At 36.1% G+C, this 23943-nt stretch carries 27 protein-coding genes; all 27 read left to right on the top strand.

The genetic code is table 11. The annotated features are described in order from the left end of the window. Positions 1-200: 200 nt before the first annotated feature. The 27 genes from JZY04_RS07115 to JZY04_RS06985 all read left to right on the top strand — a co-directional run bounded on the left by JZY04_RS07115 (position 201) and on the right by JZY04_RS06985 (position 23913). Entirely contained in the window at positions 201-725 is a 525-nt protein-coding gene (locus JZY04_RS07115) for a GNAT family N-acetyltransferase (RefSeq protein ID WP_122130257.1), read from the top strand. Next, positions 725-1312 (top strand): dTDP-4-dehydrorhamnose 3,5-epimerase, encoded by a 588-nt coding sequence (gene rfbC / locus JZY04_RS07110; RefSeq protein ID WP_014298567.1) that lies wholly within the window; start codon positions 725-727, stop codon positions 1310-1312. The genes JZY04_RS07115 and rfbC overlap by 1 nt, the downstream gene beginning before the upstream one ends. A 6-nt stretch (positions 1313-1318) precedes the next feature. Then, positions 1319-2746, top strand: coding sequence for a lipopolysaccharide biosynthesis protein (locus tag JZY04_RS07105; RefSeq protein ID WP_122141596.1), 1428 nt, complete (start codon positions 1319-1321; stop codon positions 2744-2746). A 1-nt stretch (position 2747) separates the two neighbouring features. Next, a complete protein-coding gene (locus JZY04_RS21240; RefSeq protein WP_250717666.1) occupies positions 2748-2993 on the top strand; it encodes a hypothetical protein in 246 nt (81 codons plus the stop codon). A 337-nt stretch (positions 2994-3330) separates the two neighbouring features. Then, positions 3331-4461: a DegT/DnrJ/EryC1/StrS aminotransferase family protein gene (locus JZY04_RS07095; RefSeq protein ID WP_014298569.1), complete on the top strand. Its 1131-nt coding sequence runs from the start codon at positions 3331-3333 to the stop codon at positions 4459-4461. Between the two features lie 211 nt (positions 4462-4672). Continuing rightward, the gene (locus JZY04_RS07090) at positions 4673-5683 is read left to right on the top strand and encodes a hypothetical protein (protein WP_122141597.1); all 1011 of its coding nucleotides are present in this window, start codon (positions 4673-4675) and stop codon (positions 5681-5683) included. 11 nt (positions 5684-5694) lie between these two features. After that, positions 5695-6204 carry an acyltransferase gene (locus JZY04_RS07085; RefSeq protein ID WP_250706855.1) on the top strand — a complete coding sequence of 170 codons (510 nt, stop codon included), beginning with the start codon at positions 5695-5697 and terminating at the stop codon, positions 6202-6204. Positions 6205-7074: 870 nt separating this feature from the next. Then, positions 7075-8148 (top strand): EpsG family protein, encoded by a 1074-nt coding sequence (locus JZY04_RS07080; protein WP_250717294.1) that lies wholly within the window; start codon positions 7075-7077, stop codon positions 8146-8148. 8 nt (positions 8149-8156) lie between these two features. Further along, positions 8157-9500, top strand: a complete 1344-nt coding sequence (locus tag JZY04_RS07075; RefSeq protein ID WP_122141599.1) for a Gfo/Idh/MocA family oxidoreductase — start codon at positions 8157-8159, stop codon at positions 9498-9500. Continuing rightward, positions 9497-10267, top strand: a complete 771-nt coding sequence (locus JZY04_RS07070; protein ID WP_005795221.1) for an SDR family oxidoreductase — start codon at positions 9497-9499, stop codon at positions 10265-10267. Before JZY04_RS07075 ends, JZY04_RS07070 begins: the two co-directional genes overlap by 4 nt. 67 nt (positions 10268-10334) lie before the next feature. Next, the gene (locus JZY04_RS07065; RefSeq protein ID WP_122141600.1) at positions 10335-10739 is read left to right on the top strand and encodes an SDR family oxidoreductase; all 405 of its coding nucleotides are present in this window, start codon (positions 10335-10337) and stop codon (positions 10737-10739) included. Beyond that, complete coding sequence (locus JZY04_RS07060; RefSeq protein ID WP_122141601.1) at positions 10739-11029, top strand: SDR family oxidoreductase; 291 nt, start codon at positions 10739-10741, stop codon at positions 11027-11029. Before JZY04_RS07065 ends, JZY04_RS07060 begins: the two co-directional genes overlap by 1 nt. Before the next feature lie 12 nt (positions 11030-11041). Continuing rightward, positions 11042-11854 carry a phosphorylcholine transferase LicD gene (locus tag JZY04_RS07055; protein ID WP_122141602.1) on the top strand — a complete coding sequence of 271 codons (813 nt, stop codon included), beginning with the start codon at positions 11042-11044 and terminating at the stop codon, positions 11852-11854. Beyond that, positions 11851-12939, top strand: coding sequence for a glycosyltransferase (locus tag JZY04_RS07050; RefSeq protein WP_005795216.1), 1089 nt, complete (start codon positions 11851-11853; stop codon positions 12937-12939). The genes JZY04_RS07055 and JZY04_RS07050 overlap by 4 nt, the downstream gene beginning before the upstream one ends. 2 nt (positions 12940-12941) lie before the next feature. Continuing rightward, positions 12942-14045: a glycosyltransferase gene (locus tag JZY04_RS07045; RefSeq protein WP_122141603.1), complete on the top strand. Its 1104-nt coding sequence runs from the start codon at positions 12942-12944 to the stop codon at positions 14043-14045. Between the two features lie 158 nt (positions 14046-14203). After that, positions 14204-15334: a glycosyltransferase family 4 protein gene (locus JZY04_RS07040; RefSeq protein ID WP_005801365.1), complete on the top strand. Its 1131-nt coding sequence runs from the start codon at positions 14204-14206 to the stop codon at positions 15332-15334. Beyond that, the gene (locus tag JZY04_RS07035; RefSeq protein ID WP_122141604.1) at positions 15331-15945 is read left to right on the top strand and encodes a sugar transferase; all 615 of its coding nucleotides are present in this window, start codon (positions 15331-15333) and stop codon (positions 15943-15945) included. The genes JZY04_RS07040 and JZY04_RS07035 overlap by 4 nt, the downstream gene beginning before the upstream one ends. A gap of 11 nt (positions 15946-15956) precedes the next feature. Continuing rightward, positions 15957-17486, top strand: coding sequence for an amino acid adenylation domain-containing protein (locus JZY04_RS07030; RefSeq protein WP_122141605.1), 1530 nt, complete (start codon positions 15957-15959; stop codon positions 17484-17486). Next, positions 17479-18282 carry a GNAT family N-acetyltransferase gene (locus JZY04_RS07025; RefSeq protein WP_005820774.1) on the top strand — a complete coding sequence of 268 codons (804 nt, stop codon included), beginning with the start codon at positions 17479-17481 and terminating at the stop codon, positions 18280-18282. Before JZY04_RS07030 ends, JZY04_RS07025 begins: the two co-directional genes overlap by 8 nt. Before the next feature lie 7 nt (positions 18283-18289). Further along, positions 18290-18520 (top strand): phosphopantetheine-binding protein, encoded by a 231-nt coding sequence (locus JZY04_RS07020; RefSeq protein ID WP_005820772.1) that lies wholly within the window; start codon positions 18290-18292, stop codon positions 18518-18520. Then, positions 18520-19584 (top strand): 3-oxoacyl-ACP synthase III family protein, encoded by a 1065-nt coding sequence (locus JZY04_RS07015; protein ID WP_122141606.1) that lies wholly within the window; start codon positions 18520-18522, stop codon positions 19582-19584. Before JZY04_RS07020 ends, JZY04_RS07015 begins: the two co-directional genes overlap by 1 nt. Positions 19585-19586: 2 nt before the next feature. Beyond that, positions 19587-19805: an acyl carrier protein gene (locus tag JZY04_RS07010; RefSeq protein ID WP_005820767.1), complete on the top strand. Its 219-nt coding sequence runs from the start codon at positions 19587-19589 to the stop codon at positions 19803-19805. Positions 19806-19809: 4 nt separating this feature from the next. After that, a complete protein-coding gene (locus JZY04_RS07005) occupies positions 19810-20571 on the top strand; it encodes an SDR family NAD(P)-dependent oxidoreductase (protein WP_122141607.1) in 762 nt (253 codons plus the stop codon). 8 nt (positions 20572-20579) lie between these two features. Then, positions 20580-21329: an SDR family NAD(P)-dependent oxidoreductase gene (locus JZY04_RS07000; RefSeq protein ID WP_122141608.1), complete on the top strand. Its 750-nt coding sequence runs from the start codon at positions 20580-20582 to the stop codon at positions 21327-21329. After that, on the top strand, positions 21329-21961 hold the full coding sequence (locus JZY04_RS06995; RefSeq protein ID WP_122141609.1) for an MBL fold metallo-hydrolase: 633 nt from the start codon (positions 21329-21331) through the stop codon (positions 21959-21961). Before JZY04_RS07000 ends, JZY04_RS06995 begins: the two co-directional genes overlap by 1 nt. Beyond that, a complete protein-coding gene (locus JZY04_RS06990; protein WP_122141610.1) occupies positions 21958-22620 on the top strand; it encodes an acetyltransferase in 663 nt (220 codons plus the stop codon). Before JZY04_RS06995 ends, JZY04_RS06990 begins: the two co-directional genes overlap by 4 nt. A gap of 159 nt (positions 22621-22779) precedes the next feature. Continuing rightward, positions 22780-23913, top strand: coding sequence for a DegT/DnrJ/EryC1/StrS aminotransferase family protein (locus JZY04_RS06985; RefSeq protein WP_122141611.1), 1134 nt, complete (start codon positions 22780-22782; stop codon positions 23911-23913). The last annotated feature ends 30 nt before the right edge of the window (positions 23914-23943 follow it).

Raw genomic sequence — 23943 nt, 5'->3', positions numbered from 1 at the left:
ATAAATCAAGTGTCTATCTCTATGACCCATGATAAAAACAAAACACGATGAATCAATCTATCAAATAACTCCAATGGTAATCGCAAATTTTGCGAGAAGACTTTAAAAAATGGAAGCATAGCATTTGTGCAGTTGATAAAGTACTCCTATTGAGGACAAGTGTCATCGTTCTTTTGAAGATGAAATATGATAATTGAAATATGAAAATAGTATTAAGACCAATCACATTGCAAGATGGAGTTCATCTTGTAAAGTGGCGTAATGACGAAAGAGTGATTAACCATTGTCTCAGTCGAGCAACAATTACTGAAGAATCAAATAAAGAGTTCTATGAGAATTTTGTGAAGACTGGCAAATATAAGCAGTTCATGGTGGAACGCTTGAATGAGGATTTCCCTATCGTAGCATACCCTATTGCAACTGTATATCTGAAGGATATGGACTATACCAACAAGCGTTGTGAGCTGTGTATTTTCACCAGTACAGATACAGAGTGGACACCAGATAGCCAGAGTATGGCTATTCGTATGCTTGTTGATAAAGCTTTCACGGAATATGGTATGCATAAGGTGTATTCGTACGTATTCTATAAGTATCCCGACGAAGTAGAATTGCTTAAGAACGCAGGATTCTCTGCAGAAGCTATTCTTAAAGATGAGGCTCTCAATGCCGAAGGGAAGTATGAAGACATCGTTAGATTAAGTATTATTAATACTGAAAAGTAATGAACGTAATCAAAACTACCATTGAAGGCGTAGTTGTCATTGAACCCAAAGTGTTTAAGGATTCAAGAGGATATTTCGTCGAATCCTTCTCACAACGAGAGTTTGATGAAAAAGTTGCTATACCCCAATATGGTAAACCAATACTATTCGTACAGGACAACGAAAGTATGTCCAGCTATGGGGTAATGAGAGGCCTTCATTTTCAGTTACCTCCGTTCACTCAATCCAAATTAGTCCGTTGTGTCAGAGGTAAAGTTCTTGACGTAGCTGTTGACATCCGCAAAGGCTCACCCACCTACGGACATCACGTTGCTGTGGAGTTGACGGAAGATAATCATCGCCAGTTCTTTGTACCAAGAGGCTTTGCGCATGGCTTTGCTGTTCTCAGTGAAACCGCTGTCTTCCAGTATAAATGCGACAACTTCTATGCACCACAGGCAGATGGCGGCATCTCCATTAAGGACGAGAGCCTTGGTATTGATTGGTGTATACCGATGGACAAAGTAATTCTATCCGAGAAAGACACACAACACGAATGTTTAAAAGACTTTACTCCCCCTTTTGATATTGAGGTTTCTTTGTATTAATGATATATGGCAAAGGCTAATGGAATAATAGGTTCATTATTGTGGAAATCAGGTGAACGGATAATGGTGCAAGGAATAGGTTTGTTGGTTCAGATAATCCTCGCCCGTCTCCTTATGCCTGAAGATTTTGCGAGCCTTGCGATTATTACCGCTATAGTCAACTATCTTGGTATCTTTGTGCAATGTGGGCTGTCAGCCGCAGTCGTCCAGAAGAAAGACCTATCAGAGATAGATGTATCCACATTGACTACGCTTAGTCTTTTGGTGGCATTAATTCTGTATGTAGGCTTGTTTCTTATGGCACCCGTGATTAATTCGTGGTACAATATGGAAGAACTTGTGTGGCCAATCAGAGTAATGGGTATAGCATTGTTCTTATACTCCTTCAATTCCATACAGAGCGGATTATTGCAGAGAAAAATGATGTTCCAAACTATGTTTGTCCGTAGTTTGCTTGCCACTCCTATATCAGCGGTCATAGGTATAACTATGGCCTATTTAGGGTGTGGAGTATGGGCACTTATTTGTTACGTTTTGTCGAATATTCTGGCAATAGTCATATTTATGAATATGCTTCCAGAAATACGTTTGAGGCTTGGATTCTCAAAACAAAGCGCAAAAGCATTGTATTCTTTCAGCCTTAAGATATTAGGAACTAACCTTGTAAGTGCAGGAGGCGACACTATCCGTACGATGACCATAGGAAAGGTTTACAAGCCTGCTACACTTGCGTATTATGACCGGGCATATACTTACTCTGGTCTTGTTACTCAAGTAGTAAATACTTCAATATCATCAGTCCTATTGCCTGTCTTTTCCAGATCACAAGACGATAAAAGTCACATTAAGGAGATGGCTCGCCGTTCCGTCAGTATGTCGGCATTTGTGATGATACCTGTTCTGCTTCTTGTGGCGCTTGTATCAAAGCCATTGATTTTAATTGTCCTAACAGATAAATGGCTACCGTGTGCTCCATTCTTAAGTCTGTTCTGTTTGCTTAGAATTCCAGGTATCATAACATCTGTAGATAAACAAGTGTATCTCTCTTTATGGAAAAGCCAGATAGGGTTGTATTATGAAATGATTCTTTTGGCAATCAACTTGCTATCCCTCGTCTTGATGATTCCATACGGAGTGTTCGCTATTGCAATAGGCTATGTTGTAGTCGAGTTTGCTGGCAATTTTATGCTATGTGTTATCAGTGATAAAGTCTATAACTACTCTTTGATTGAGAGAACTAAAGATTTGATTAAACCCGTTTTCTCTTCCATAATAATGTTAGTTTGTGGCTATCTTCTGTCTCTCATAGAACTCCCTCTGTGGATGACTTTGATATGTCAAGTATTGGTATGTTCAGTTATATATCTGTTCATGCAATACATCCTAAGAGATAGCAGTTTAGCATTTATTATAAACAAGTTCAGAAAGAAATAAAATGGGACAACAAAGACAATCTGGGATAGAACTGTTGCGCTTGCTGGCAATGTTTGGAATAGTATTAAGTTACTGGGGAGGACACGGTTCGTGGGAACTAACACCAGGTAATACGAATCTTATCAACAAAGTTTTCATTCAGCTTACGCAATATTTCGGAGAGGTAGGCAATTGCATATTTGTGATGATTACGGAGTTCTTTTGGGTCTCCACTTCATTGGAAGGTTTGCAGTCCTGCCGATTATAGGTGCATTAGGCTTGTTCTTGCTCTTCAGCAAGATGAATACACATCTACTATTATCAACTTACTTGCTCAAAGTGCGTTTGCGGTATATTTGATTTCAGAAAATCCAAATGTCTATCCATGGTTTTGGAAACGAGTGTTCGACAATATCGATTATTTCAACACTCCTTATATGATTGGAGTGGCACTCCTGCAATGTGCCATTGTATTCGTTACCTGTATTACCATAGATATGTTGTACAAGAGATTACAGAAATTGATTGAATTTCGACATCGATAAAGATTTTAAGATGTTCAAAATCAATACATAGGTATATGTAAATATTAAATTTTATTTATCATGATTAATGTTTTTCAACCTACTTTAGGGGGGGAGGAATTAGCCCGCATCAAAGAGGTTTTCGATTCCAATTGGATTGGAAAAGGTAAACTCGTCAACGAGTTTGAGAAGAAATGGGCTGAACACGTCGGTTCGACTGCAAATAGAGTGCTGACAACAAACTGTTGTAGCGAAGGGTTATTCTCTTCTATGCACCTTTGCGACATCAAACCAGGTGATGAGGTCATCCTTCCTACTATCAGTTTTGTCGGAGCTGGCAATGCAGTTTGTGCCAACGGCTCAAAGATGGTTCTTTGTGATGTTGACCCACGCACACTTAATGCTCGTGCTGAAGACATCGAAAAGTGCATTACATCCAAAACAAAAGCAATACTTCTTCTTCACTTCGGAGGAATTGCTTGTGGGATGGACGAGATTATGGCATTGGCTGATGCCCACAATCTGAAGGTTATAGAGGATTGTGCAGCAGGAGTATGTTCTTCCTACAAAGGAAAGGCATTAGGAACATTCGGAGACATCGGCATGTGGTCATTTGATGCCATGAAGATTCTTGTTTGTGGCGATGGTGCAGCTTTACATTTCAGAGACCCTGAATTACGAGAGCGAGCTGAGAAGTGGCTCTATTTCGGACTTGAAGCCAAAAGCGGATATGAGAACAGTGTAGCTCAGAAGTGGTGGGAGTTCGATATCAGTTCATTCGGCCATCGTGCCATCATGAATGATGTGACAGCAGCCATGGCTCTTGAGCAATTCAAGAGACTGCCGTCCTTTATGGAAGCACGTTCAAAAGTTCACGAGTTCTATAACGAAAACCTTAAAAATGTCAATTGGCTAGACCTGCCTCTGCCTATAGCAGCAGGTTGTACTACGTCATATTATTTCTATCACATTCAGGTTAAGAACGGTAAGCGAGATGAGCTGGCAAAATACCTGCGCGACCGCGGAATTTACACTACTTATCGCTACTTCCCGCTTCACAGAGTCCCAGGCTATGGTGTTCATGCATCTTGTCCTAATGCAGACTATGCGGTCGACAACACTCTTTGCATGCCGATGCATCAAAGCCTCTCGCTCGATGACTTAACCTTGATTGTCGATACAATCAAGGAGTTTGGCTCTAAGTATTGTTAATGCTCGATGATTTAAAACTTTTTAGATTGTATGAAAAAGTTTATCAATATAAAATTCTTATGCGCATGTGGTTAACTGGTGAGGATGTACAAAAGATAGCTACTATATAAACACCTTTGTAAAATAACCCAAATGGCAACTGGCAATATAGGTAGTTCCTTTGGAATGTGGTTCAATACTACCTGCCAGTTCAAAATGTAATTTTTAAAATATGGAATATAAATACAATTATGTCATCTTTAATTCACCTGATAACAAGTTAAGAGTAGACAATGACGGTTACTATACAATTTGTACAAAAGATTTGGAAAATTTAGAGCAGGCAAGAGTTGTTTCATATCCGTTGGATAAACACCTTTATTGGGTACGGTTGCTTTTTGCCCTACACACATCTGAAAAAATTTCAAAACATATAAAGTTACCTTTTCAGAATCTTTGGTATCCGCTATATTTTAAAAATAACTTTTCTGTACGACTACCTATATGCTTTATAATAATAAGTCGTAGCCTACCGTTAGGCTATTTACATTATCTCAAGAAGAAGTATCCTGATTGTAAAATTGTACATATGCACAGGGACTTTCTTTCAGTCGGGAAAAGAATGAGACCAGATTTGCATTTTAATCCAATTTTTGATTTAGAAATGACTTATGATGAGGCTGAATCAAAAGAATATAATATCCCACATTTTGACGAATTTGAGTCTGCAATAGAAATAACAAGAGAGAAAGAGTTTGAGTCCGATGTTTTTTTTGCAGGAAAAGCAAAAGATCGGCTTCCATTATTGTCAAGAGCATATAATCAGTTAACAAAAGCTGGTCTTAAAGTATTTTTTTACCTTACACAAGTGCCAAAAAATGAGAGAACAGAATTACCAGGAATAGTGTATTCTGATACTTTTATGTCATACAGGGAAATGCTTTATCATTCCGTAAACACAAGGTGTATGCTTGATATTACGCAGAATAACCAACAAGGCTATACATCTCGTTTTTTAGAAGCTGTTATTTATGGAAAGAAGTTAATAACGAGTTGTAACTGTGTACGGAAATCTAAGTTTTATGATAGAAATAAAATTCAAGTCCTTGAAGATATGAATAATATAAACATTGATTTCATTACTGAAGGAACTGGTTTCGTTGATTATGGCTATCATGGTGAATTTTCTCCTTTGAATATGGTAGAAAGAGTTGAAGAAGAGTTAAATAAATTATTTAGTTAATTGTGTTGAATTTGTTTGTAAGATTAGTTAACTTATACTGGCGTTTTCTTGTATCTCCAGAAAAGTATGCTTTACATATTGGCGTAAAAATAGGTAAGAATTGTTTTATTGCTACAAGAGAGTGGAGTAGTGAACCTTATTTGATATCAATAGGTAATAATTGTCAAATAACAAGAAATGTCTATATACACACGCATGGTGGAGGTCAAGCAGTACGCAATATTTGTCCAGAGTTTGATACATACGGAAAAGTAACAATTAACGATTGGGTTTATATAGGAGTAAATTCTCATATAATGCCAGGAGTAACAATAGGTGAAGGATGTTTGATAGCAGCGGGAAGTGTGGTTACAAAATCCGTCCCCAAAAATTGTGTAGTTGGCGGAAATCTTGCAAAAATCATTTGTTCTACTAACGATTTTCTAAACAGGAATCACTTTTACAACCTGAACACTAAAGGAAAATTTAAAAACTCAGAGGAGAAGAAGGCATATTTAAAAGTATCCCAGAAGAAAAATTAATCAAAAAAGAGTTGCTTAAGAAATAACTCTCAAATATAGTATTATGAACTTATCTAAGATTATACCAATACGATATAATTTAGGCATTTTAAGTCAGTATAGGACTCCATTGATGGGATGTCTATCATTATGGTTTTATTATGTCATGTGCGAATGGATGGCGCACAGTTGTCAGATGTCGTTTTAAGTATATTATTGTTAGGCAATTGGGGCGTTGACATTTTCCTTTTAGTTCCAGGGATAGGAATGTATTATTCCATTATACATTATTACTCCTTTACTCTATAAACTTCTCAGTTCTTCGTATGAATATTTAAATTTAGGTGTTTTACTTGTTATTGTTATGATAATTTATATTTGCTCAGTAGGAGATAATACTATAGTAAATACGATATAAAGTTGCTTGTCTCGTACTCTTATGTATCAGCAGTGAGGTAAAAGAATCAAAAAAATCATGCCTTATTTAATTCTGATAATTTTGTACATAGTATTACAAACCTTTGGTATCTTCTCGGCTGTATATAAAGGTTGGATTTGGGCTTTATTGATAGCAGTTCTTTTTGCTCAACTATTTTCTTATATGTCTCGTAGTCGTCTTTATAATGTTATAATTTTACTTAATTATATTGGGAAGTACACATTGGGGTTATATATTGGATTAGATATCTCCAAAAATATTCTCATTCAATTTATGGGTTTAAGCACATCTTATTGGCTTCTATTAATTTGTGGCAGTATAGTATTCGCGTTTTTATATAATGTAGTATTCTTAAAAATATTCAGCGAAGGTTTGAAATGGAGTTGACAATTATATACATCATAATAGTATTATTATTAGCTTTTACATCCAATAACAAAGGTGTCAACATTTTGTTAGTATTAACCCTTTATCTTTTGCTGGCATTTGAGCATTCAGATCAAGATTATTTAGTCTATGTTAAATCTTATGATGCTGTAGGTTCTGGCAATATTCTTGAATTGTTGGGATATGAACCCTCTTTTTTCTTATTTTGCATGTTAGGTAATAAATATGGTTTATCATTTGATGCAGCAAGGGCAATTATTTGCTTATTTGAAGTTTTTGCTATATGGTCAACCATTAAAGTATTTACAAATAAAATTGCATGTGTTATAGCTCTCTTCTTGATTTTTCCAGCAACAGCTGATGCTGAACTATTTCGATGGCTGGCAGGAATGTGTGTGGTTATCTTTGCGTTGCCTTATTTGATTAGAGGAGAGTCGAAGTGGGATTATCTAATGTATTCTAGTTTGGTAGTAATAGCGACTACTCTTCATACATCATGCTTGTTTTTTTTACTTTATAATCTTCTTTGTATAAAAGATAGAAAGATTCTATCTACTGTTGTTTTAATTGCATTTATAGTGCTTTTTGTAACAGCTCAAACAAGATTATTATACAAAATTATCGCTTTCCTTCCTATTCCAGATACTCTTAATGATAAGTTTCAACAGACAGGTGAGTCAAATATATTTGGTTTGATTGGTTTGACTATTAGATGTTTTTTTGTATTGAGCTTAGGGTACTTTATCTATATAAAATCTTATTTTATTGCAAAAAAGAGTATAAAGTCTTTTGGATACTTCTCTTTCAATAGATTTAAGTATCCACAATATGAAATGTCAGTTTTGTTGTTTAATAAGTTGTTTAGTATAAATGTTATTTCGCTTTTGCTTATAGTTATTGCTATATATACACCCCAAGTTCAACGTTTATTTCATGTATTGTTGTTTATAAATTATGTGGCAGCGGTAAGTTTGTATAAAGAGAGTAAAAACAAGTCGGTACTGACTGTCGCTTTCTTGTGTTGTATAATGACATTGCTGTTGCATCTAATTAATGGCGAGCAAAATGTAGCGATTTTGCTTAGCCATTTTAAGGAGGGCTTTTTAGTAAATTTGATATCCTGTATCAACAATTGGTAATATAGGAAATGACAAGAGTAATAACATACGGCACATACGACCTTCTGCACGAGGGTCATATTAACATTCTTCGTCGAGCAAAAGAACTTGGCGACTACCTTATTGTTGGTGTCACCAGCGACAGCTTCGACAGAGGTAGAGGGAAGCTCAATGTACGTAATAACGTTTTGGAGCGCGTTGAGGCAGTCAAGGCGACAGGCTATGCTGATGAGGTAATTATTGAAGATTATCTTGGTCAGAAGATTGATGATATCCAGCGATATGATATTGATATATTCGCCATCGGATCCGATTGGAAAGGTAAATTCGACTATCTCAACGAATATTGCAAGGTTGTTTATCTTCCTCGTACCGAAGGCATCTCTTCTACTATGCTTCGAGAGCAGATAGAAGAGGTGTACCGCATTGGTATTGTTGGCTCAGGAAGAATAGCTAAACGTTTTGTTCCTGAAAGTAAGGTGGTCAATAGTGCAAATGTGACAGCTGTTTTCGACCCCAACAAGGAAAATGCTGTTGCTTTTGGAAAATTGTTTGGTGTAAAGCCATTTTCGGATAGTTTTGAGGATTTCCTCGAGGAAGTGGATGCTGTTTATGTGGCATCGCCTCATCTTACCCACTATGATTACACCAAAAAGTCTCTTTATGCTGGCAAACACGTGCTCTGTGAGATACCTTTTATGCTCAATTCTGAACAGGCCCGCGAGCTTTATGATTATGCCGAGGCTCACGACATTGTCCTCTTGGAGGCCAGCAAGACCGCCTTCAGTCCGTCGTTCAATCATCTTGTGACGCTGGTAAAGAGTGGAGTGATTGGTGATGTGGTAGATGTAAAGACATCACTCTCAAAGATGGTTGACGTTCCCACTCGTGAACTCGATGCCTCTCTGGCAGGTGGAGCGATGAACGAGCATGCCCCACTTAACATGATGGCTATCGTGAAGCTGTTAGGAAAGAACTATACCAAGGTGGACTTCTATTCAAAAGTAGAGAATGGAGTTGATATATATACAAAGGCAAACATCTGCTATCCACACGCAACTGCTTCAATGACTTTGGGGATTGGAGTGAAGACTGAGGGTAATATGATTATCTCTGGCACGAAGGGTTATGTATATGTTCCTGCTCCATGGTGGCTAACTGACTTCTTTGAGATTCGATATGAAGACCAGACAAAGAACAAGAAGTATTTCTACAGCTATGATGGTGAAGGACTCCGCTATGAGATACAGGAGTTTATGTCAATGATTGTGAATCATCGCAAGAGTTCATACAAACTCCGTCGGAGAGAGAGTATTGCTATAGCTGAGGTAATAGAGAAATTCAATAAGAAAGATAATTTTAATGAAATATGAGAAAAGCATTAATTGTTGGAGGTGCAAATGGCATTGGCTTGTCGATTGCAACCCAATTGTCAAATCGTGAAGATTGCGAAAGGGTCTATATTGTTGATAAAGTCCTTATTGCAGAGCAATATTTGAATCAAAAATTTGAGAGCATACAGTTTGACCTTATTACTGAAGATTACTCAATATTTGATAGCTTTAAAGATGTAGATACCCTTATGATAACAGCTGGATTTGGAAAGCCGAGCCTCTTCAAGGATATTGCTGAGCAGCACATAACAAGTTCTTTTAGCGTGAATGCTATGGCTCCAATAAGAATCATCCATCATTTCATGGACAAGCTCGTAGGAAAAGAGGATTTTCGTTGTGGCGTAATGGTAAGCATTGCTGGCTTTATGTCTTCACCTTTCTTTGCCGTTTATGGTGCGACAAAGGCTGCACTCAAGATTTTTATTGAGAGTCTGAATGTCGAGCTTGAGAAGGGCGGAAGTACTAATCGCATACTAAATGTTTCCCCTGGTTCTATCAGGGGCACGAGTTTCAATAATGGGAAGACAGACCTTTCTGTTACAGAAGCATTGGCAAACGAGATTATTGAACATCTCGAAGCAAAGGATGATTTATTCATCCCTCAGTATGAGGAAATCTTCAAGCAAGTGCTCGCACGCTATAAAGCTGACTTTAGAGAAGAGGGAAGACACAGTTATGAATATAAATTGAATCGTATGAAATCAGAACGATTACCCCTCCCACACCCAACTGCACAAGTGAAATAGAAATTTTTTACTTCTACCATATTGTTTTACAATTAAAGAGCGAATCGTTTGCAGAAAGGAGAGCCGCATGAAATACGCAGTTGTAACAGGAGGCACTTCTGGAATGGGTTTAGGTGTTGCCAAGATGTTAGTTAGCAAAGGATATTATGTTTTTGCAACATACATTGGTCCAGATTTCACAGAACATGTTGCGAACTTCAAAGCTATCAAAACCGATCAGACGAATCGTGAGGAAGTGTATAGGTTCATCAATTATGTGAAAAGCAAGACAGATCATTTGGATTGTTTGCATTGCAATGCAGGTATGAGCATACGTAAGTCATTTACTGAATATACCGATAAGGATTGGGATATGATGATGGAAGTAACTGTCAATTCGCATTATATTATGTGTCGAGAGTCGTTCCCTATCATTCCCGATGGCAGTCGTATCCTTTTCACAGGCTCGCAGATGGGTGTACTCCCCATGTAATGGTCTTGGCTTATGGTGTCATCAAATCGACTGTTCATGCCCTTTGTAAGAATCTTGTGAAGGAGTTTGAGGGAACAGGAACAACGGTAAATACCATTGTCCCTGGGTTTGTGGAGACACCATGGCAGAAAGAAAAACCGGAAGAGATTAAACAAAACATATATAAGAAGACAGCTATTCACCGTTTTGCTACTATTGATGAGATTGTTGATGCATTCAGATTTTGCATAGACAATCCTTTTATAAATGGCAGTTTGATAGAGGTGAATGGTGGCTATAACTTTAAATAGTAAAGAGATAAAATGATAAAGGTTATAAAGGAATTGACATTTGAAGAACTGCATCATCATTTACTTGAAATAGCAAAAGCATTTGATGCAGTCTGTAGAAAAAACAATATTCCATATTATATGTTGGGAGGAACCATGTTGGGGGCTATTCGTCATAAAGGTTTCATACCTTGGGATGATGATATGGATTTTGGGGTGCCGAGAAAATATTTTGACACTCTTATTGGAATATTTGAACGGGATTTGCCTTCTAAATATAAATGCCGTACAATTTATAATTCAAGGAACATAACACTACCATTTTATAAAATAGAAGATACAACAACCAAGTGTCAAAATAATCAGTATTACGGCAAAATACAAGATTTCTTTGGATTAAATATCGATATATTCCCTCTCGACAGCTGTGATCCTCACAATCACGATGTTAAGAACCTGTTGTGGCTTGTTGATAAATATGCGAGAATATATACACGTGCAGCTAATGGTAGTAAGAAAAAAGAGTTTATTAAGAGAATAATTAGATTCTTTATACCTTTTTCTAAAAAAACGATATATAATTATATTGAGAGAAAAGCTCACGCACTTTCATCAGGTAATTATTTAGGGAATCTTTATGGACGTTGGAAAGAAAAAGAAATTATACCAACGGAATGGTATGGAAACAATTCATATTATTCGTTTGAGGATTCATATTTCCAAGGTTTTGTAGAGTATGACAAATATTTAACACGACTCTATGAATCATATATGGAGTTACCACCAGAGGAAAAACGTACAACTCATTCAGGTAAAGTAGTAAAGATTGAAAGGCAAGAGAAATGAAAAGAATTACTTGCTTTACCTCGAACCTAACAGGAGGGGGAGCTGAGCACCAGTTGACAATTCTCTCAAACCTTTTGGCAGAAAAGGGTTATGATGTTACTATTGTAACATACAACAACATTCCAGACCATTATGTCCTAGATAAAAGAATAAAGAGAATTCTCCTCAATGTTGATGGGAAGAACAATATCATTAAGCAATTGATTATCTCAAAATTCTTTTTTACACATAAGACTGATTGTATCATCAGTTATAGGTCTGTGCCAAATTTCATATTATTGCTCCCCCTCTTTATAACAAGAAAGCCTAAGATTATTGTGAGTGAAAGAAATACGACGATAGTTCCTAGCTTTCGCGAGATAATCAATTACAACATACTATATAACAGGGCTGACCATGTTGTCCCAAATAGTCACACACAGGCAAAATATCTTAAAGGACTAAATAAAAAATGGAAAGACCGTATAACAACAATCACAAACTATACAGACGTAGAAGAGTATTCGGTAAAGCCTGTTCCTAAAAGCACTGAAGTTATCAAAATAGGTGTATTTGCACGACTTTTTCCTCAAAAGAACTACGAGAGATTCTGTTTTATGCTCTCAAAATTAAAGACTTTTTCAGATAGGCAATTTTGCGTATATTGGTATGGTGATAAGAAAGAGGGAGAATTCATAAAAGGCTCTATTCACATACATCAATTGATTGAAGAATATCATATTGCAGATGTGTTTAAAGTAAAGGAAGCTGTGAGTAACGTCGCTGATTATATGAATCAGTTCCATGCAATGTGCTTACCATCTTTATACGAAGGATTTTCAAATTCCATTTCAGAATATATATGTTGTGGAAAGGCTGTTTTGTGTAGTGATGTGAGTGACAATCACATAATGGTACATGATGGGGTTAATGGTTTCCTGTTTGCCCCAACAGATGTAAATTCCATGTGTGACGCTTTTTGTAAATTCTTTCAGTTAACACAAAACCAAATTATTGAAATGGGTGTAAATAGCAGACAAATTGCTGAAACATTATTTGATAAAGATAATTTTATTAACTCATATGTTAGACTTATAGAAGACTGATTATGAAGATACTACAGGTCATAACTTCCCTTCAAATAGGTGGAGCGGAGAAACTTATTTCTGAAATATCTCCATTGCTGCGAGACAAGGGGCATGAAGTGGATGTGCTGGCTTTCGATGGAGTGGAAACACATTTCAAGAGATCTCTCGAAGAGGCTGGCATTAAGGTCTATAGCTTCAGTAAAAACTGTAATGTCTATAATCCCCTTGTGATTCTCAAGTTGGTAAAGATAATGAGAAACTATGATATAGTACATACACATAACACTGCTCCACAGCTATTTGCTGCCATAGGCAGCATGTTATGCTCGGTGCTGCTCGTTACCACCGAGCATAACACTTCCAATCGCAGACGCGATTGGAAGTGTTATGCTCCTATCGACAGATGGATGTATAAACGATATAACAAAGTGATTTGTATATCCAATCAAGCAGAGGAAAACCTTAAGGCATTTCATCCTTCGTTGAAAAACGTATGTACTATTTACAATGGCGTAGATGTACAAAAATTCCATGACGCAAAGCCTCTTGAATGCATACGAAGTGAGAAAACGACTGTTGTGATGGTGGCTGGATTTAGGTATCAAAAGGATCAAGATACGCTCATCAAATCATTCAGTCATCTTGACGAAAATAGATTTGAATTATGGCTTGTTGGAAATGGAGAACGCTGTCCAGAGTTAGAGTGTTTGGTTAAAGAACTCAATCTTGAATCAACTGTTAAGTTTATGGGAATAAGAGCTGACATACCTGAAGTCTTACAGTCAGCAGATATAGTAGTGATGTCTTCACATTTTGAAGGTCTTTCTCTGTCAAACGTGGAGGGGATGTCTGTCGGCAAGCCATTCATCGCAAGTGATGTTGACGGTTTAAGGGAGGTCGTAAGCGGATATGGACTACTTTTCCCACATGGAGATGACAAAGAACTCGCTTCTATTATCAAAAGGCTTGCAGAAGATAAGGATTTTTATAAACAGATAGCAGATAAATGTTGGGAACGCGCTCAGATGTATGACATAAAGAAGATGGTTGATTCTTATAACGACTTATTTGTCAGTCTGAAAAGGGATTTAACATGCTCTCTGCCCGCACAAGTGAAGCCTTGATGGCTAATGGAGCGATACCATCGGTGGCGAGACGGATTATGCGTCACTTTTACCTGTAAATATTACAAAATAACTTAAAGTTTAATCAATAAGATAGCTCAATGTGTGCTGTAATATCTCTTAGGGCATTATAGACGTACAGTGAGTGCTTACATATAATGAAACGTAAATTGCTTCGGATCACAACTATCTCAGATAGTTTATTTGGATTGTTAAAAGGACAACTGAATTTTTTTAATCATTATTATGATGTTGTTGGAGTAGCGTCTGGTAATAAGTATTTGACTTCCGTAGCATTGAGAGAAGGTGTAAGGGTCATTGATGTACCAATGAAACGCGAAATTAATTTACTTTTCGATATTCAATCTTTAATAATATTAATTGCGCTATTTATTAAAGAACGTCCTTATATTGTTCATACTAATACGCCAAAGGCAAGTTTGCTATCAATGATAGCAGCCTGGATTACAAGGGTACCAAATCGTATTTATACCGTAACTGGTTTAAGGTTCGAAACAACCACTGGGACATTGCGTTATGTACTTATGATTATGGAAAGAATTACATGTTGGTGTGCAACGAAAGTGATACCTGAAGGTGAGGGAGTAAAGCGAACTTTGTTAGCAGAAAAAATTACCAATAAAACTTTGCATGTAATTCTTAATGGTAATATTAATGGTATTGATATAGAATATTTCCAGCGATCTCGTGGTGTCATATTGAGTGCTGATATTTTTATGAGTGATTCATTTACATATATTTTTGTCGGCCGTTTAGTGAAAGATAAAGGTATAAATGAATTAATTCATGCTTTTGTTAGATTATATCAACGATATTCTGGAATTCGTTTGTTGCTTGTTGGTTCATTTGATTCTAAATTAGATCCACTAGAAGAAAATACTTATCAATTAATACATAATCATGAGGCTATTTCCTTTGTGGGTTTTCAAGAAGATGTACGCCCTTGTTTTGCAGCTGCAGATGTCCTTACTTTCCCGAGTTATCGAGAAGGGTTTCCTAATGTAGTTCTTCAAGCTGGGGCAATGGGACTTCCAGCTATAGTGACGGATATTAGTGGCTGTAATGAAATAATAGAAGATGGAGTTAATGGAAAAATAATAAAACCTAAAGATGAAACATTATTGTATGAAACAATGAAATGGTTTTATGAACATAAGGATAGGGAAGTGTTGAGTATGGCAAAGCAGGCTCGTCCCATGGTTGTAAGCCGATATGAACAAAATAAAGTTTGGGAAGCGTTATTAAAAGAATATCAATCATTAGAATGAATACGTATTATAATTTTACAAAGAGGTTAGTGGATTTCTTTGTTGCTTTTTGTGTGCTAATTGTTCTTGCTCCTCTGTTGCTTATTATAGCCATTATTTTGTGTTTTGCTAATAATGGAAAATGTCTTTTTTTTCTTCAGGAGAGGCCCGGAAGGCATGGTAAAATCTTTAAAGTCATCAAATTTAAAACTATGACAGATGAACGTGATGCAGAAGGAAACTTACTTCCGGATGATAAACGACTAACTAGGATTGGTAAACTAGTACGTTCTACTTCGATAGATGAGTTACCCCAATTAATTAATGTCTTGAGAGGAGACATGTCTTTAATCGGACCACGCCCTTTGCTTCCTCAGTATTTGTCCTTATACAATACTGAACAGGCTCGGAGACACGAAATAAGACCTGGTATTACTGGTTGGGCACAGGTGAATGGGCGTAATGCTATATCATGGACAAGAAGGTTTGAATTGGATGTATGGTATGTCGATCATTGCTCCTTCTCTCTTGATTTGAAAATTCTGTTTTTAACAGTAAAGAAAGTATTCACACGCGAAGGAATTAGTTCAGATTCGTGTGCAACTATGGAAGCGTTTAATGGTAATAATTAAATAATGGTAAAATGAAGATCAATATTATTGAGTATTTTAAAGAAACAGTACACTTATTTCCTAATAAAATTGCTGTTATAGATCGAGATAGAGAAATAACTTTCTCTTCATTAGATGATAAAGTTCATACATTAGCTTACAATTTTGCATCGAATGCCAATGTTCTGAAAAAGCCAATAGCTGTCTATTTGAATAAAAGTATTGAAAGTGTTTGTGCGGACTTAGCTATAATCTATTCTGGTAATTTTTATATGAATTTAGATGTGAAAACACCTTCCGAACGTATAAAAAATATAATAGATTTAATCACTCCAGCCATAATTGTTACTAATAATCAATATCTTAAAAATATATCAGGAATTCTACCTGATTCTATACAAGTAGTAAACTTAGATGAGGTGGATTGGGACTTGTCTATTGATGAGGAGCTATTAGACATTCGTTTGCAAAAACTAGTTGATACTGATCCCTTGTGTATTATTAATACGTCTGGATCTACCGGTACCCCTAAAGGAGTGGTACTAAATCATAGAAGCTTCTTTGATTTTACTGAATGGGCGTTAGATGTATTTAAGTTCTCAAACGATGAAGTGATAGGCTCATTATCTCCATTAGTATTTGATATATATAGTTTTGAACTTTGTATGTTGATGGCAAAGGGGAATACTATTGTAGTAATCCCAGAGCATTTGTCTGCTTTTCCTGCTTCTATATTACAATTATTGGAAAAATATAAAGTTACGTTTCTTTTTTGGGTACCTACTATCATGGTTAATATTGCTAACATGAATCTATTGACCTCAATAAAGTTACCTGACTTGAAAACTGTTTGGTTCGCAGGAGAAGTATTTCCGACTAAACAGTTTAACTATTGGAAAAAACAATTGCCAAATACTATGTTTGCTAACTTATATGGGCCTATTGAGATTACTTTAGATTGCACATATTATATTGTAGATAGAGATATAAAAGATGAAGAACCTATACCTATTGGCTTCCCTTGCCGGAATACGGATGTGTTGATACTCAATGAGGATAATAAACTTGTTACAAAAGTAAATGAAGAGGGGGAGTTGTGTGTTAGAGGAAGTTCTTTAGCAATGGGGTATTATAATAATCCGGAAAAGACAGCTGCTGCTTTTGTGCAAAATCCATTAAATAGTGCTTATCCTGAGCTTATCTATCGTACGGGTGACATTGTATATGTTAATGCCTTGGGAGAGATTGTTTTCAAAGGCAGAAAAGATAGTTTGGTAAAACATATGGGATATCGTACGGAACTGGGAGAGATAGAACATATTATAATAAATAAGTTAAAGTTAGTGAACAATGGATGTATTGTTTATAATTTTGTGCATAAGGAAATAACTCTGTTCTACGAATCGGCAGAAGAAATTTCACCAGCGGAGTTTAGGACTAAAATAGGAAAGGAACTTCCTAAGTATATGTTACCTACAGCTTTTTATCGATTGGATGAATTACGACGTAATACCAATGGTAAAATTGATCGTTTGTTCTATAATAAACAGATTAATGGATAATTTACAATCGATCAATGACGTCCAAATGCTAATTCAGCAGATAAGGAGTGAAAGAAAGGGGTTTATTACAAATTTTTTTCTTGATCATTTTAAGCATTCTTTATGGATAGATCGTAATGCCTTCTTTTATGAATCATTTGATGATTGCTTTTTATTGATTAAGCGGAATGAGACTTACTCTTATCTTTATTTTATCTCAACTGATATGCGTGCTTTAAATAAAGCTTTAGTAAAATTCTTTCGAAACTACATAGGTACTTGTGTCGTTGACTTAGTGGGAAATGACTCTATATTACCACTTAAAAACAAGTTTGTACTTTGGGGATTTGAAGAGTATGAATTGCTCTATCGGATGAGTAGGACAGGATATCCGAATGTTTCTCTTCCTATAGATGAACACATAAAAAAGGGAGTACTGGGTGATGTTGAAACGATAAAAATATTGCTTGATGCTTGTTTTGATCCACTGTCAGAACAAATACCATCAGAAGAAGAATTAGGCCATTTTGTAAAAAATGGGACAGTACTGGTTTATAAACAGAATGGTTCTATAAGTGGTTTCATTATTTATGAACTTACTGGAGTAACACTTTATTTAAGATATTGGTTTGTCATACCAGAGTTTCGTGAGAAAAAGATTGGAGCAAAATTGTTCAATGCTTTCATGCATGAAGGTGCTTTATCGAAACGGCAGATGTTTTGGGTAATCTCAAGAAATGAGAATGCGATAAAACGGTATTTGCATTATGGCTTTTCCCCAGAGAAACTATATGATTATGTTTTAATTAAAAAATAATATATATATGAAAGAAAAGATTGTAGTAATTCTAAATGGTCTAAGGCCTGAATTTGATTTCAATGAACCGGTTAACTTTATAGAAGAAGGTATGCTAGATTCGTTTGATGTAATTAATTTGGTAAATGAATTGGATTCTACTTTTGGCATTTCCATTGATGGTGTTGATGTATTGCCAGAAAATTTTTCTTCTTTAGAGAGTATTATCGGACTTCTAAAAAAGAATGGAGTTGTCTAATGAAGTTGTTATTTCATAATAAAAAAATATCGGGTATATTGACAATATTGCCTGATAAAGAAGTTTTGTTTGAAGATGAAATGGATAATTATAATTTCTCACATGCAAAATCTTTGAAATTGAAATTAGCTATGGGATATAATAAGCATCGTATTGTGGAAAAGGGTGTTTGTGTATCTGATTTATGCTGCTATGGTTTGAACTATCTAATTGAAAGCGAAAAGATAAGTAGAGATGAAATAGATGCTTTAGTTCTTGTAACGCAATCTCCTGATCATTTTATGCCACCTACAAGTAATATTATCCAAGGAAAACTGGGATTAAAGCGGGATATGATTTGTTTGGATATTAATCAAGGTTGTGCTGGATTTATTATAGGTTTAATTCAGTCTTTTATGCTGCTTGATCAGCCAGAGATAAATAAAGTCGTTTTGCTGAATGCTGATGTATTAAGTCAGAAAGTGTCTAAAAGAGATCGTAATAGTAATCCTTTGATAGGGGATGGTGCATCTGTTACTATTGTGGAACGCTCTAATTGTGATTCTGTTATTTATGGTAGAATACAAATGGATGGGAGTAGGGCTGAAGCACTAATGATTCCGGCAGGGGGCTTTCGAGAACCATCGTCGGTTGAAACCGCTGTGATGAAAGAAGATGTTAATGGGAATTTTCGTTCAAGGGATAATCTTGTAATGAAAGGCGATGAGGTTTTTAATTTTGTTCAGTTAGAAGTCCCTTCCATGATTAAGTCTTTGTTAGAAGATGCAGCTATAGATAAAGATTGTGTAGATTATTACATGTTTCATCAGCCGAACAGGTTTATGTTACATAAATTGGCTGATAAAATAGGAGTTCCTCATGAAAAACTTCCTAGTAATATTGTGGAAAACTTTGGGAATGCCAGTGGAGTATCTATTCCTACAAATATTACTTTTAATTTAGAGAAGAGATTATTAAAAGAGAAACTGAACCTTTGTTTTGCAGGTTTTGGAGTTGGGTTGACGTGGGGGAGCTTATTAATGAAAGTTGGGAATTTATCTTTTTGTGAACAAATAAATTATTAATTATGGAACAATTTTTAGAACAAATTGCAGAATTACTTGAAGAAGATACGGTGAACGTGTCAGATGAATTAAAATCTTTTGAGGCTTGGGATTCTTTAACTATTCTTTCGATTATAGCTTTTGCTGATGAAAGTTATAAGATCACTTTAAATGCCAAAGAGATTACTGAGGCAAAAACTGTTGGAGGATTAAAGGAACTTATAGATTCAAAGTCTAAATAGAATTATGGAATTAGATTTATTAAATCTTTCAGGAAGGAGCTATTTGATAACTGGTGCAGCCTCAGGAATGGGGCGTGCTACTAGTATTTTGTTATCTAAATGTGGAGCACGTTTAATTTTAGTAGATATAAATGAAGATGGGCTCCAAATAACGAAGAAAGACTGTGTAGGAGAAACAATGATTCTAAAAATGGATTTGTCTTTTCCAGAAGAGTTTAAAGGATGTATCCTATCTTCTATTAGCTCGTTCGGAAAGTTGAATGGATTTGTGCATTGCGCGGGACTTCCATATATTTCACCGTTGAAAACCGTATCAGCAGCCCATTGTGAAAAACTTTATACTGTAAATGCTTATGCTGCGGTTGAATTAGCAAAAATATTGATGAATAGAAATGTGTATGCGGGTGAGCATGGCACTATTGTTTTGATTTCGTCGGTTTATGGTTTGGTTGGTTCCGCTGCCAATGTTGGGTATGCACTTTCTAAAGGGGCTATTCAAGGAATTACCAAAGCATTGTCTATCGAGTTGGCACCTAAGAAAGTACGTGTAAATTGTATTGCTCCTGGGTTTATAAAAACTAAGATGATGGAGAATGTATCTTCTTCTTTTTCGGAAGATTATGTTGATCATCTAAGTACTTTACATCCATTGGGACTGGGAGAAACGGAAGATGTGGCTAATTCAGTTTTATTTTTATTGTCTGATATGTCGAAATGGATAACAGGAGCAATTATTAGTGTGGATGGTGGATTTACTGCCCAATAAAATATGATATGAAAAAAAGACAGAATGTTATAATCACTGGAGCTTCGTCTGGAATAGGTAGAATCATTGCTATTAAATTATCAGAGAATTATAATGTTATTTTGAATGGGAGAAATGAAGACAAATTAATGTCTGTCTTACAGGACTGTGATAAGGAGGGCTCTCATCTAATTTGGGCCGCAGATTTAGAAGATACGCATACATTAGAAGATAAATTGAGGACTTTTATTGATTTGGAAGATATCTCAATATCTCATTTTGTTCATTGTGCTGGTTTCATGAAGATGTTACCATTAAAATTGGTAAACTTGTCCAATCTATATACAACATTTAATACCAATGTATTTTCAGTGGCTCTAATCATTAAACTTTTAGTTTCGAAGAAAGTTAATAAATCATCTCTTAAAAGTGCGGTCTTTATTTCAAGTAATATAAGTAACCGTGGTGCAAAGGCGTTCAGTAGTTATGCGGCTTCTAAAGCTGCGTTGGATGGTTTAATGAGATGTTTGGCTATAGAGTTGGCACCGAATGTGAGGATAAACTCTGTGTTGCCAGGGGCTGTTCAAACTCAAATGACGCAATCTATATTTGAGAATGAAGAGGTTGCAAAAAGGATGCTTGCGACATATCCTTTAGGGTTAGGAAGACCTGAAGATGTTTATAATGCAGTGAGTTTTCTGCTATCTGATAAGGCAAGATGGATAACCGGGCAACAATTGGTTGTAGATGGTGGACGGATTATTAATATAACAGGTTGATGGCATTAGAATTATTACGAATAGAAAATGAGCCTGTGAATTCTAATTGCTTTATCCTTTTTGATAAAGTTGTAGGCCTGAGATGTGTTGTTGTGGATCCGGGGAGTGAAAATTGTGCTGTAATAGATATGGTCTTAGAGAAGAATAAACTTATTCCTGAATACATTATTTTGACTCATGAGCATTTTGATCATATATGGGGATGTAATTATTTGGTGAATAAGTACAGCACTCGGATTATATGCTCTAAACAATGCGCTTTTGCTATCAGAGATGCAAAAAGAAATCATTCTTTGTTTTATAATCAAAAAGGATTTATTATATCTAAAGTTGATATTCTTTTAGAAGATGTACAATTCAAATTTTTGTGGGAAGGATATGATATTTACTTTGAGAATGCAAGGGGCCATACTAATGCTGGAGTCTTTTTTAAAATAGACCATTATTTATTCACAGGTGATACTTTGATAAAAGGTATACGTACGGTAACGAAACTGTATACAGGATCTAGATCGGAATTAATAGATACATTGGAGGTAATAGAGAAAATGAAAGGGAAAAAAATGGTCGTCTGTCCTGGACATGGTGAATGTTTTGAATTAGATACTTATGATATGAAGTTGGCTTTATGAATAAAAAAATTGTATTTATAGGAACTGGGGCTGTAGCTGCTGAATTAACCTCTTATTTGGAGGATGGAAGTTGGGGAAATGATTGTACTTTTGAAATAAAGGGATATTTGACATATGGAGTGTCGGGTATTAATAGTTGGAAAGAATATCAATTAGCCCATTCATATTTAGGGCTGTTAGAAGATTATCAAGTTCAAGAGGAGGATCATTTTATTTTGGCTTTGGGTAATAGTGAAGTTAAAAGAAAAATAGTGGAGATAATAAAAGCTCGTAATGGTAAATTTATGACTTTGATTCATCCTACCGCAATTGTGGCAAAAACAGCTAAGATTGGAGAGGGAAATATATTGTGCCCTTTTGTTATGATTGGTCCAAATGTCCTTTTAGGGAATTTTAATTTGCTAACTTCTCAAAGTATTATTAGTCACGATTCAAAAGTCGGTGATTTTAATTTTTTTGCAACAGCTTTATTATGTGGACATACCATTGTAGGAGATGCCAATTATATGGGTATTCGAGTAACAACTGTTCCAGATATAATTATTGGAAATAGAAATAAAATTCAGGCAGGGATGATTGTTGATAAGAATGTTGGTGATGATTCAACTTTGTTTTATCGATACAAAGAAAAACTGATGTTTGTCCCGTCTAGTGAATAAATTTATGTTGATATAAAATTATTGTATATTTAATCATATGGATAGTTGAAAAACAATGTGCCATTTTATTAAATTGTTTTGTTTAAAAATATTTGTATTGCTATCTTTTTTTTATTCCTTACTACGTAAGAAAATCAAATAAACATAGATAATTTCGTTATGAACAAACGAATCTGGCTTTCGCTTGCTCACATGGGTGGCCGTGAGCAAGACTTTATAAAAGAGGCCTTTGATACGAACTGGGTTGTCCCTTTGGGGCCTAACGTGGATGCTTTTGAGCAATCTTTGGCCGAATATTTGCATGAAGACCGCCATGTGGTGGCCTTGAGTGCTGGAACGGCTGCGCTCCATTTGGGCTTGATTCTTCTGGATGTAAAACCCGGTGATGAAGTGATTTGCCAAAGTTTTACTTTTGCCGCTTCTGCCAATCCGATTTCTTATCTGGAGGCCAAACCTGTTTTTGTGGACAGTGAGAAAGATACTTGGAATATGGATCCGGTATTGCTCGAGGAGGCCATAAAGGATCGTTTGCGCAAGACGGGTAAGCTTCCGAAAGCGATTATTCCGGTTCACCTTTATGGCATGCCTGCTAAGATGGACGAGATCATGGAGATTGCCGGTCGTTATGGGATTCCGGTTCTGGAAGATGCTGCCGAGGCGTTGGGTTCGGAATTGAACGGACAGAGATGTGGAACCTTTGGCGAACTGGCAGCGCTTTCTTTCAATGGGAATAAGATGATTACCACTTCCGGTGGAGGTGCTCTGATTTGTCGCACGGAGGAAGAGGCCCGGCAAACAAAGTTCTACGCTACGCAGGCTCGTGATGCCGCTCCACATTATCAGCATACCCACATCGGTTACAACTATCGGATGAGTAATATTTGTGCGGGTATCGGTCGTGGGCAGATGTTTGTCCTCGATGAACATGTTGCCCGAAGGCGGGCTATACATACTCTTTATACGGAGTTGCTTAAGGACGTTCACGGTATAACGGTTCTTCAAAACCCTGATGGGAGGTTTGATTCAAATTTCTGGTTAACTTGTATCCTGGTTGATCCGAGTGTTGCCGGTAAGACTCGTGAGGACATTCGTTTGAAACTGGATGCTGAGAATATAGAGACTCGTCCGTTATGGAAGCCTATGCATCTTCAGCCTGTATTTGTAGATGCTCCATTCTATGGAAACGGTACGAGTGAACACTTATTTGATATCGGCCTTTGTCTGCCTTCAGGACCGACATTGACGGATGAAGATATCAGGAGAGTAGTAGATACGATCAGACAAGATATGTAAAAATATACCCGTTGGGGTATAAATAAATGC

Origin of the sequence: Bacteroides sp. 11BF (assembly GCF_019633765.1) — a bacterium.
GTDB classification, from domain to species: Bacteria; Bacteroidota; Bacteroidia; order Bacteroidales; family Bacteroidaceae; genus Bacteroides; species Bacteroides hominis.
Note: the sequence above shows the minus strand (reverse complement) of the source record. Positions and strands in the feature narration are given on the sequence as shown.

Excerpts from the sequence above, each read along its gene's own strand:
- JZY04_RS07055 (WP_122141602.1), top strand. The coding sequence starts at position 11,042 with ATGATAAAGGTTATAAAGGAATTGACATTTGAAGAACTGCATCATCAT.
- JZY04_RS07095 (WP_014298569.1), top strand. The coding sequence starts at position 3,331 with ATGATTAATGTTTTTCAACCTACTTTAGGGGGGGAGGAATTAGCCCGC.
- JZY04_RS07025 (WP_005820774.1), top strand. The coding sequence starts at position 17,479 with ATGGATAATTTACAATCGATCAATGACGTCCAAATGCTAATTCAGCAG.
- JZY04_RS07065 (WP_122141600.1), top strand. The coding sequence starts at position 10,335 with ATGAAATACGCAGTTGTAACAGGAGGCACTTCTGGAATGGGTTTAGGT.
- JZY04_RS07105 (WP_122141596.1), top strand. The coding sequence starts at position 1,319 with ATGGCAAAGGCTAATGGAATAATAGGTTCATTATTGTGGAAATCAGGT.
- JZY04_RS06985 (WP_122141611.1), top strand. The coding sequence starts at position 22,780 with ATGAACAAACGAATCTGGCTTTCGCTTGCTCACATGGGTGGCCGTGAG.
- JZY04_RS07015 (WP_122141606.1), top strand. The coding sequence starts at position 18,520 with ATGAAGTTGTTATTTCATAATAAAAAAATATCGGGTATATTGACAATA.
- JZY04_RS06990 (WP_122141610.1), top strand. The coding sequence starts at position 21,958 with ATGAATAAAAAAATTGTATTTATAGGAACTGGGGCTGTAGCTGCTGAA.
- JZY04_RS21240 (WP_250717666.1), top strand. The coding sequence starts at position 2,748 with ATGGGACAACAAAGACAATCTGGGATAGAACTGTTGCGCTTGCTGGCA.
- JZY04_RS06995 (WP_122141609.1), top strand. The coding sequence starts at position 21,329 with ATGGCATTAGAATTATTACGAATAGAAAATGAGCCTGTGAATTCTAAT.
- JZY04_RS07050 (WP_005795216.1), top strand. The coding sequence starts at position 11,851 with ATGAAAAGAATTACTTGCTTTACCTCGAACCTAACAGGAGGGGGAGCT.
- JZY04_RS07020 (WP_005820772.1), top strand. The coding sequence starts at position 18,290 with ATGAAAGAAAAGATTGTAGTAATTCTAAATGGTCTAAGGCCTGAATTT.
- JZY04_RS07040 (WP_005801365.1), top strand. The coding sequence starts at position 14,204 with ATGAAACGTAAATTGCTTCGGATCACAACTATCTCAGATAGTTTATTT.
- JZY04_RS07000 (WP_122141608.1), top strand. The coding sequence starts at position 20,580 with ATGAAAAAAAGACAGAATGTTATAATCACTGGAGCTTCGTCTGGAATA.
- JZY04_RS07075 (WP_122141599.1), top strand. The coding sequence starts at position 8,157 with ATGACAAGAGTAATAACATACGGCACATACGACCTTCTGCACGAGGGT.
- JZY04_RS07005 (WP_122141607.1), top strand. The coding sequence starts at position 19,810 with ATGGAATTAGATTTATTAAATCTTTCAGGAAGGAGCTATTTGATAACT.
- rfbC (WP_014298567.1), top strand. The coding sequence starts at position 725 with ATGAACGTAATCAAAACTACCATTGAAGGCGTAGTTGTCATTGAACCC.
- JZY04_RS07070 (WP_005795221.1), top strand. The coding sequence starts at position 9,497 with ATGAGAAAAGCATTAATTGTTGGAGGTGCAAATGGCATTGGCTTGTCG.
- JZY04_RS07030 (WP_122141605.1), top strand. The coding sequence starts at position 15,957 with ATGAAGATCAATATTATTGAGTATTTTAAAGAAACAGTACACTTATTT.
- JZY04_RS07045 (WP_122141603.1), top strand. The coding sequence starts at position 12,942 with ATGAAGATACTACAGGTCATAACTTCCCTTCAAATAGGTGGAGCGGAG.
- JZY04_RS07035 (WP_122141604.1), top strand. The coding sequence starts at position 15,331 with ATGAATACGTATTATAATTTTACAAAGAGGTTAGTGGATTTCTTTGTT.
- JZY04_RS07090 (WP_122141597.1), top strand. The coding sequence starts at position 4,673 with ATGGAATATAAATACAATTATGTCATCTTTAATTCACCTGATAACAAG.
- JZY04_RS07115 (WP_122130257.1), top strand. The coding sequence starts at position 201 with ATGAAAATAGTATTAAGACCAATCACATTGCAAGATGGAGTTCATCTT.
- JZY04_RS07060 (WP_122141601.1), top strand. The coding sequence starts at position 10,739 with ATGGTCTTGGCTTATGGTGTCATCAAATCGACTGTTCATGCCCTTTGT.
- JZY04_RS07010 (WP_005820767.1), top strand. The coding sequence starts at position 19,587 with ATGGAACAATTTTTAGAACAAATTGCAGAATTACTTGAAGAAGATACG.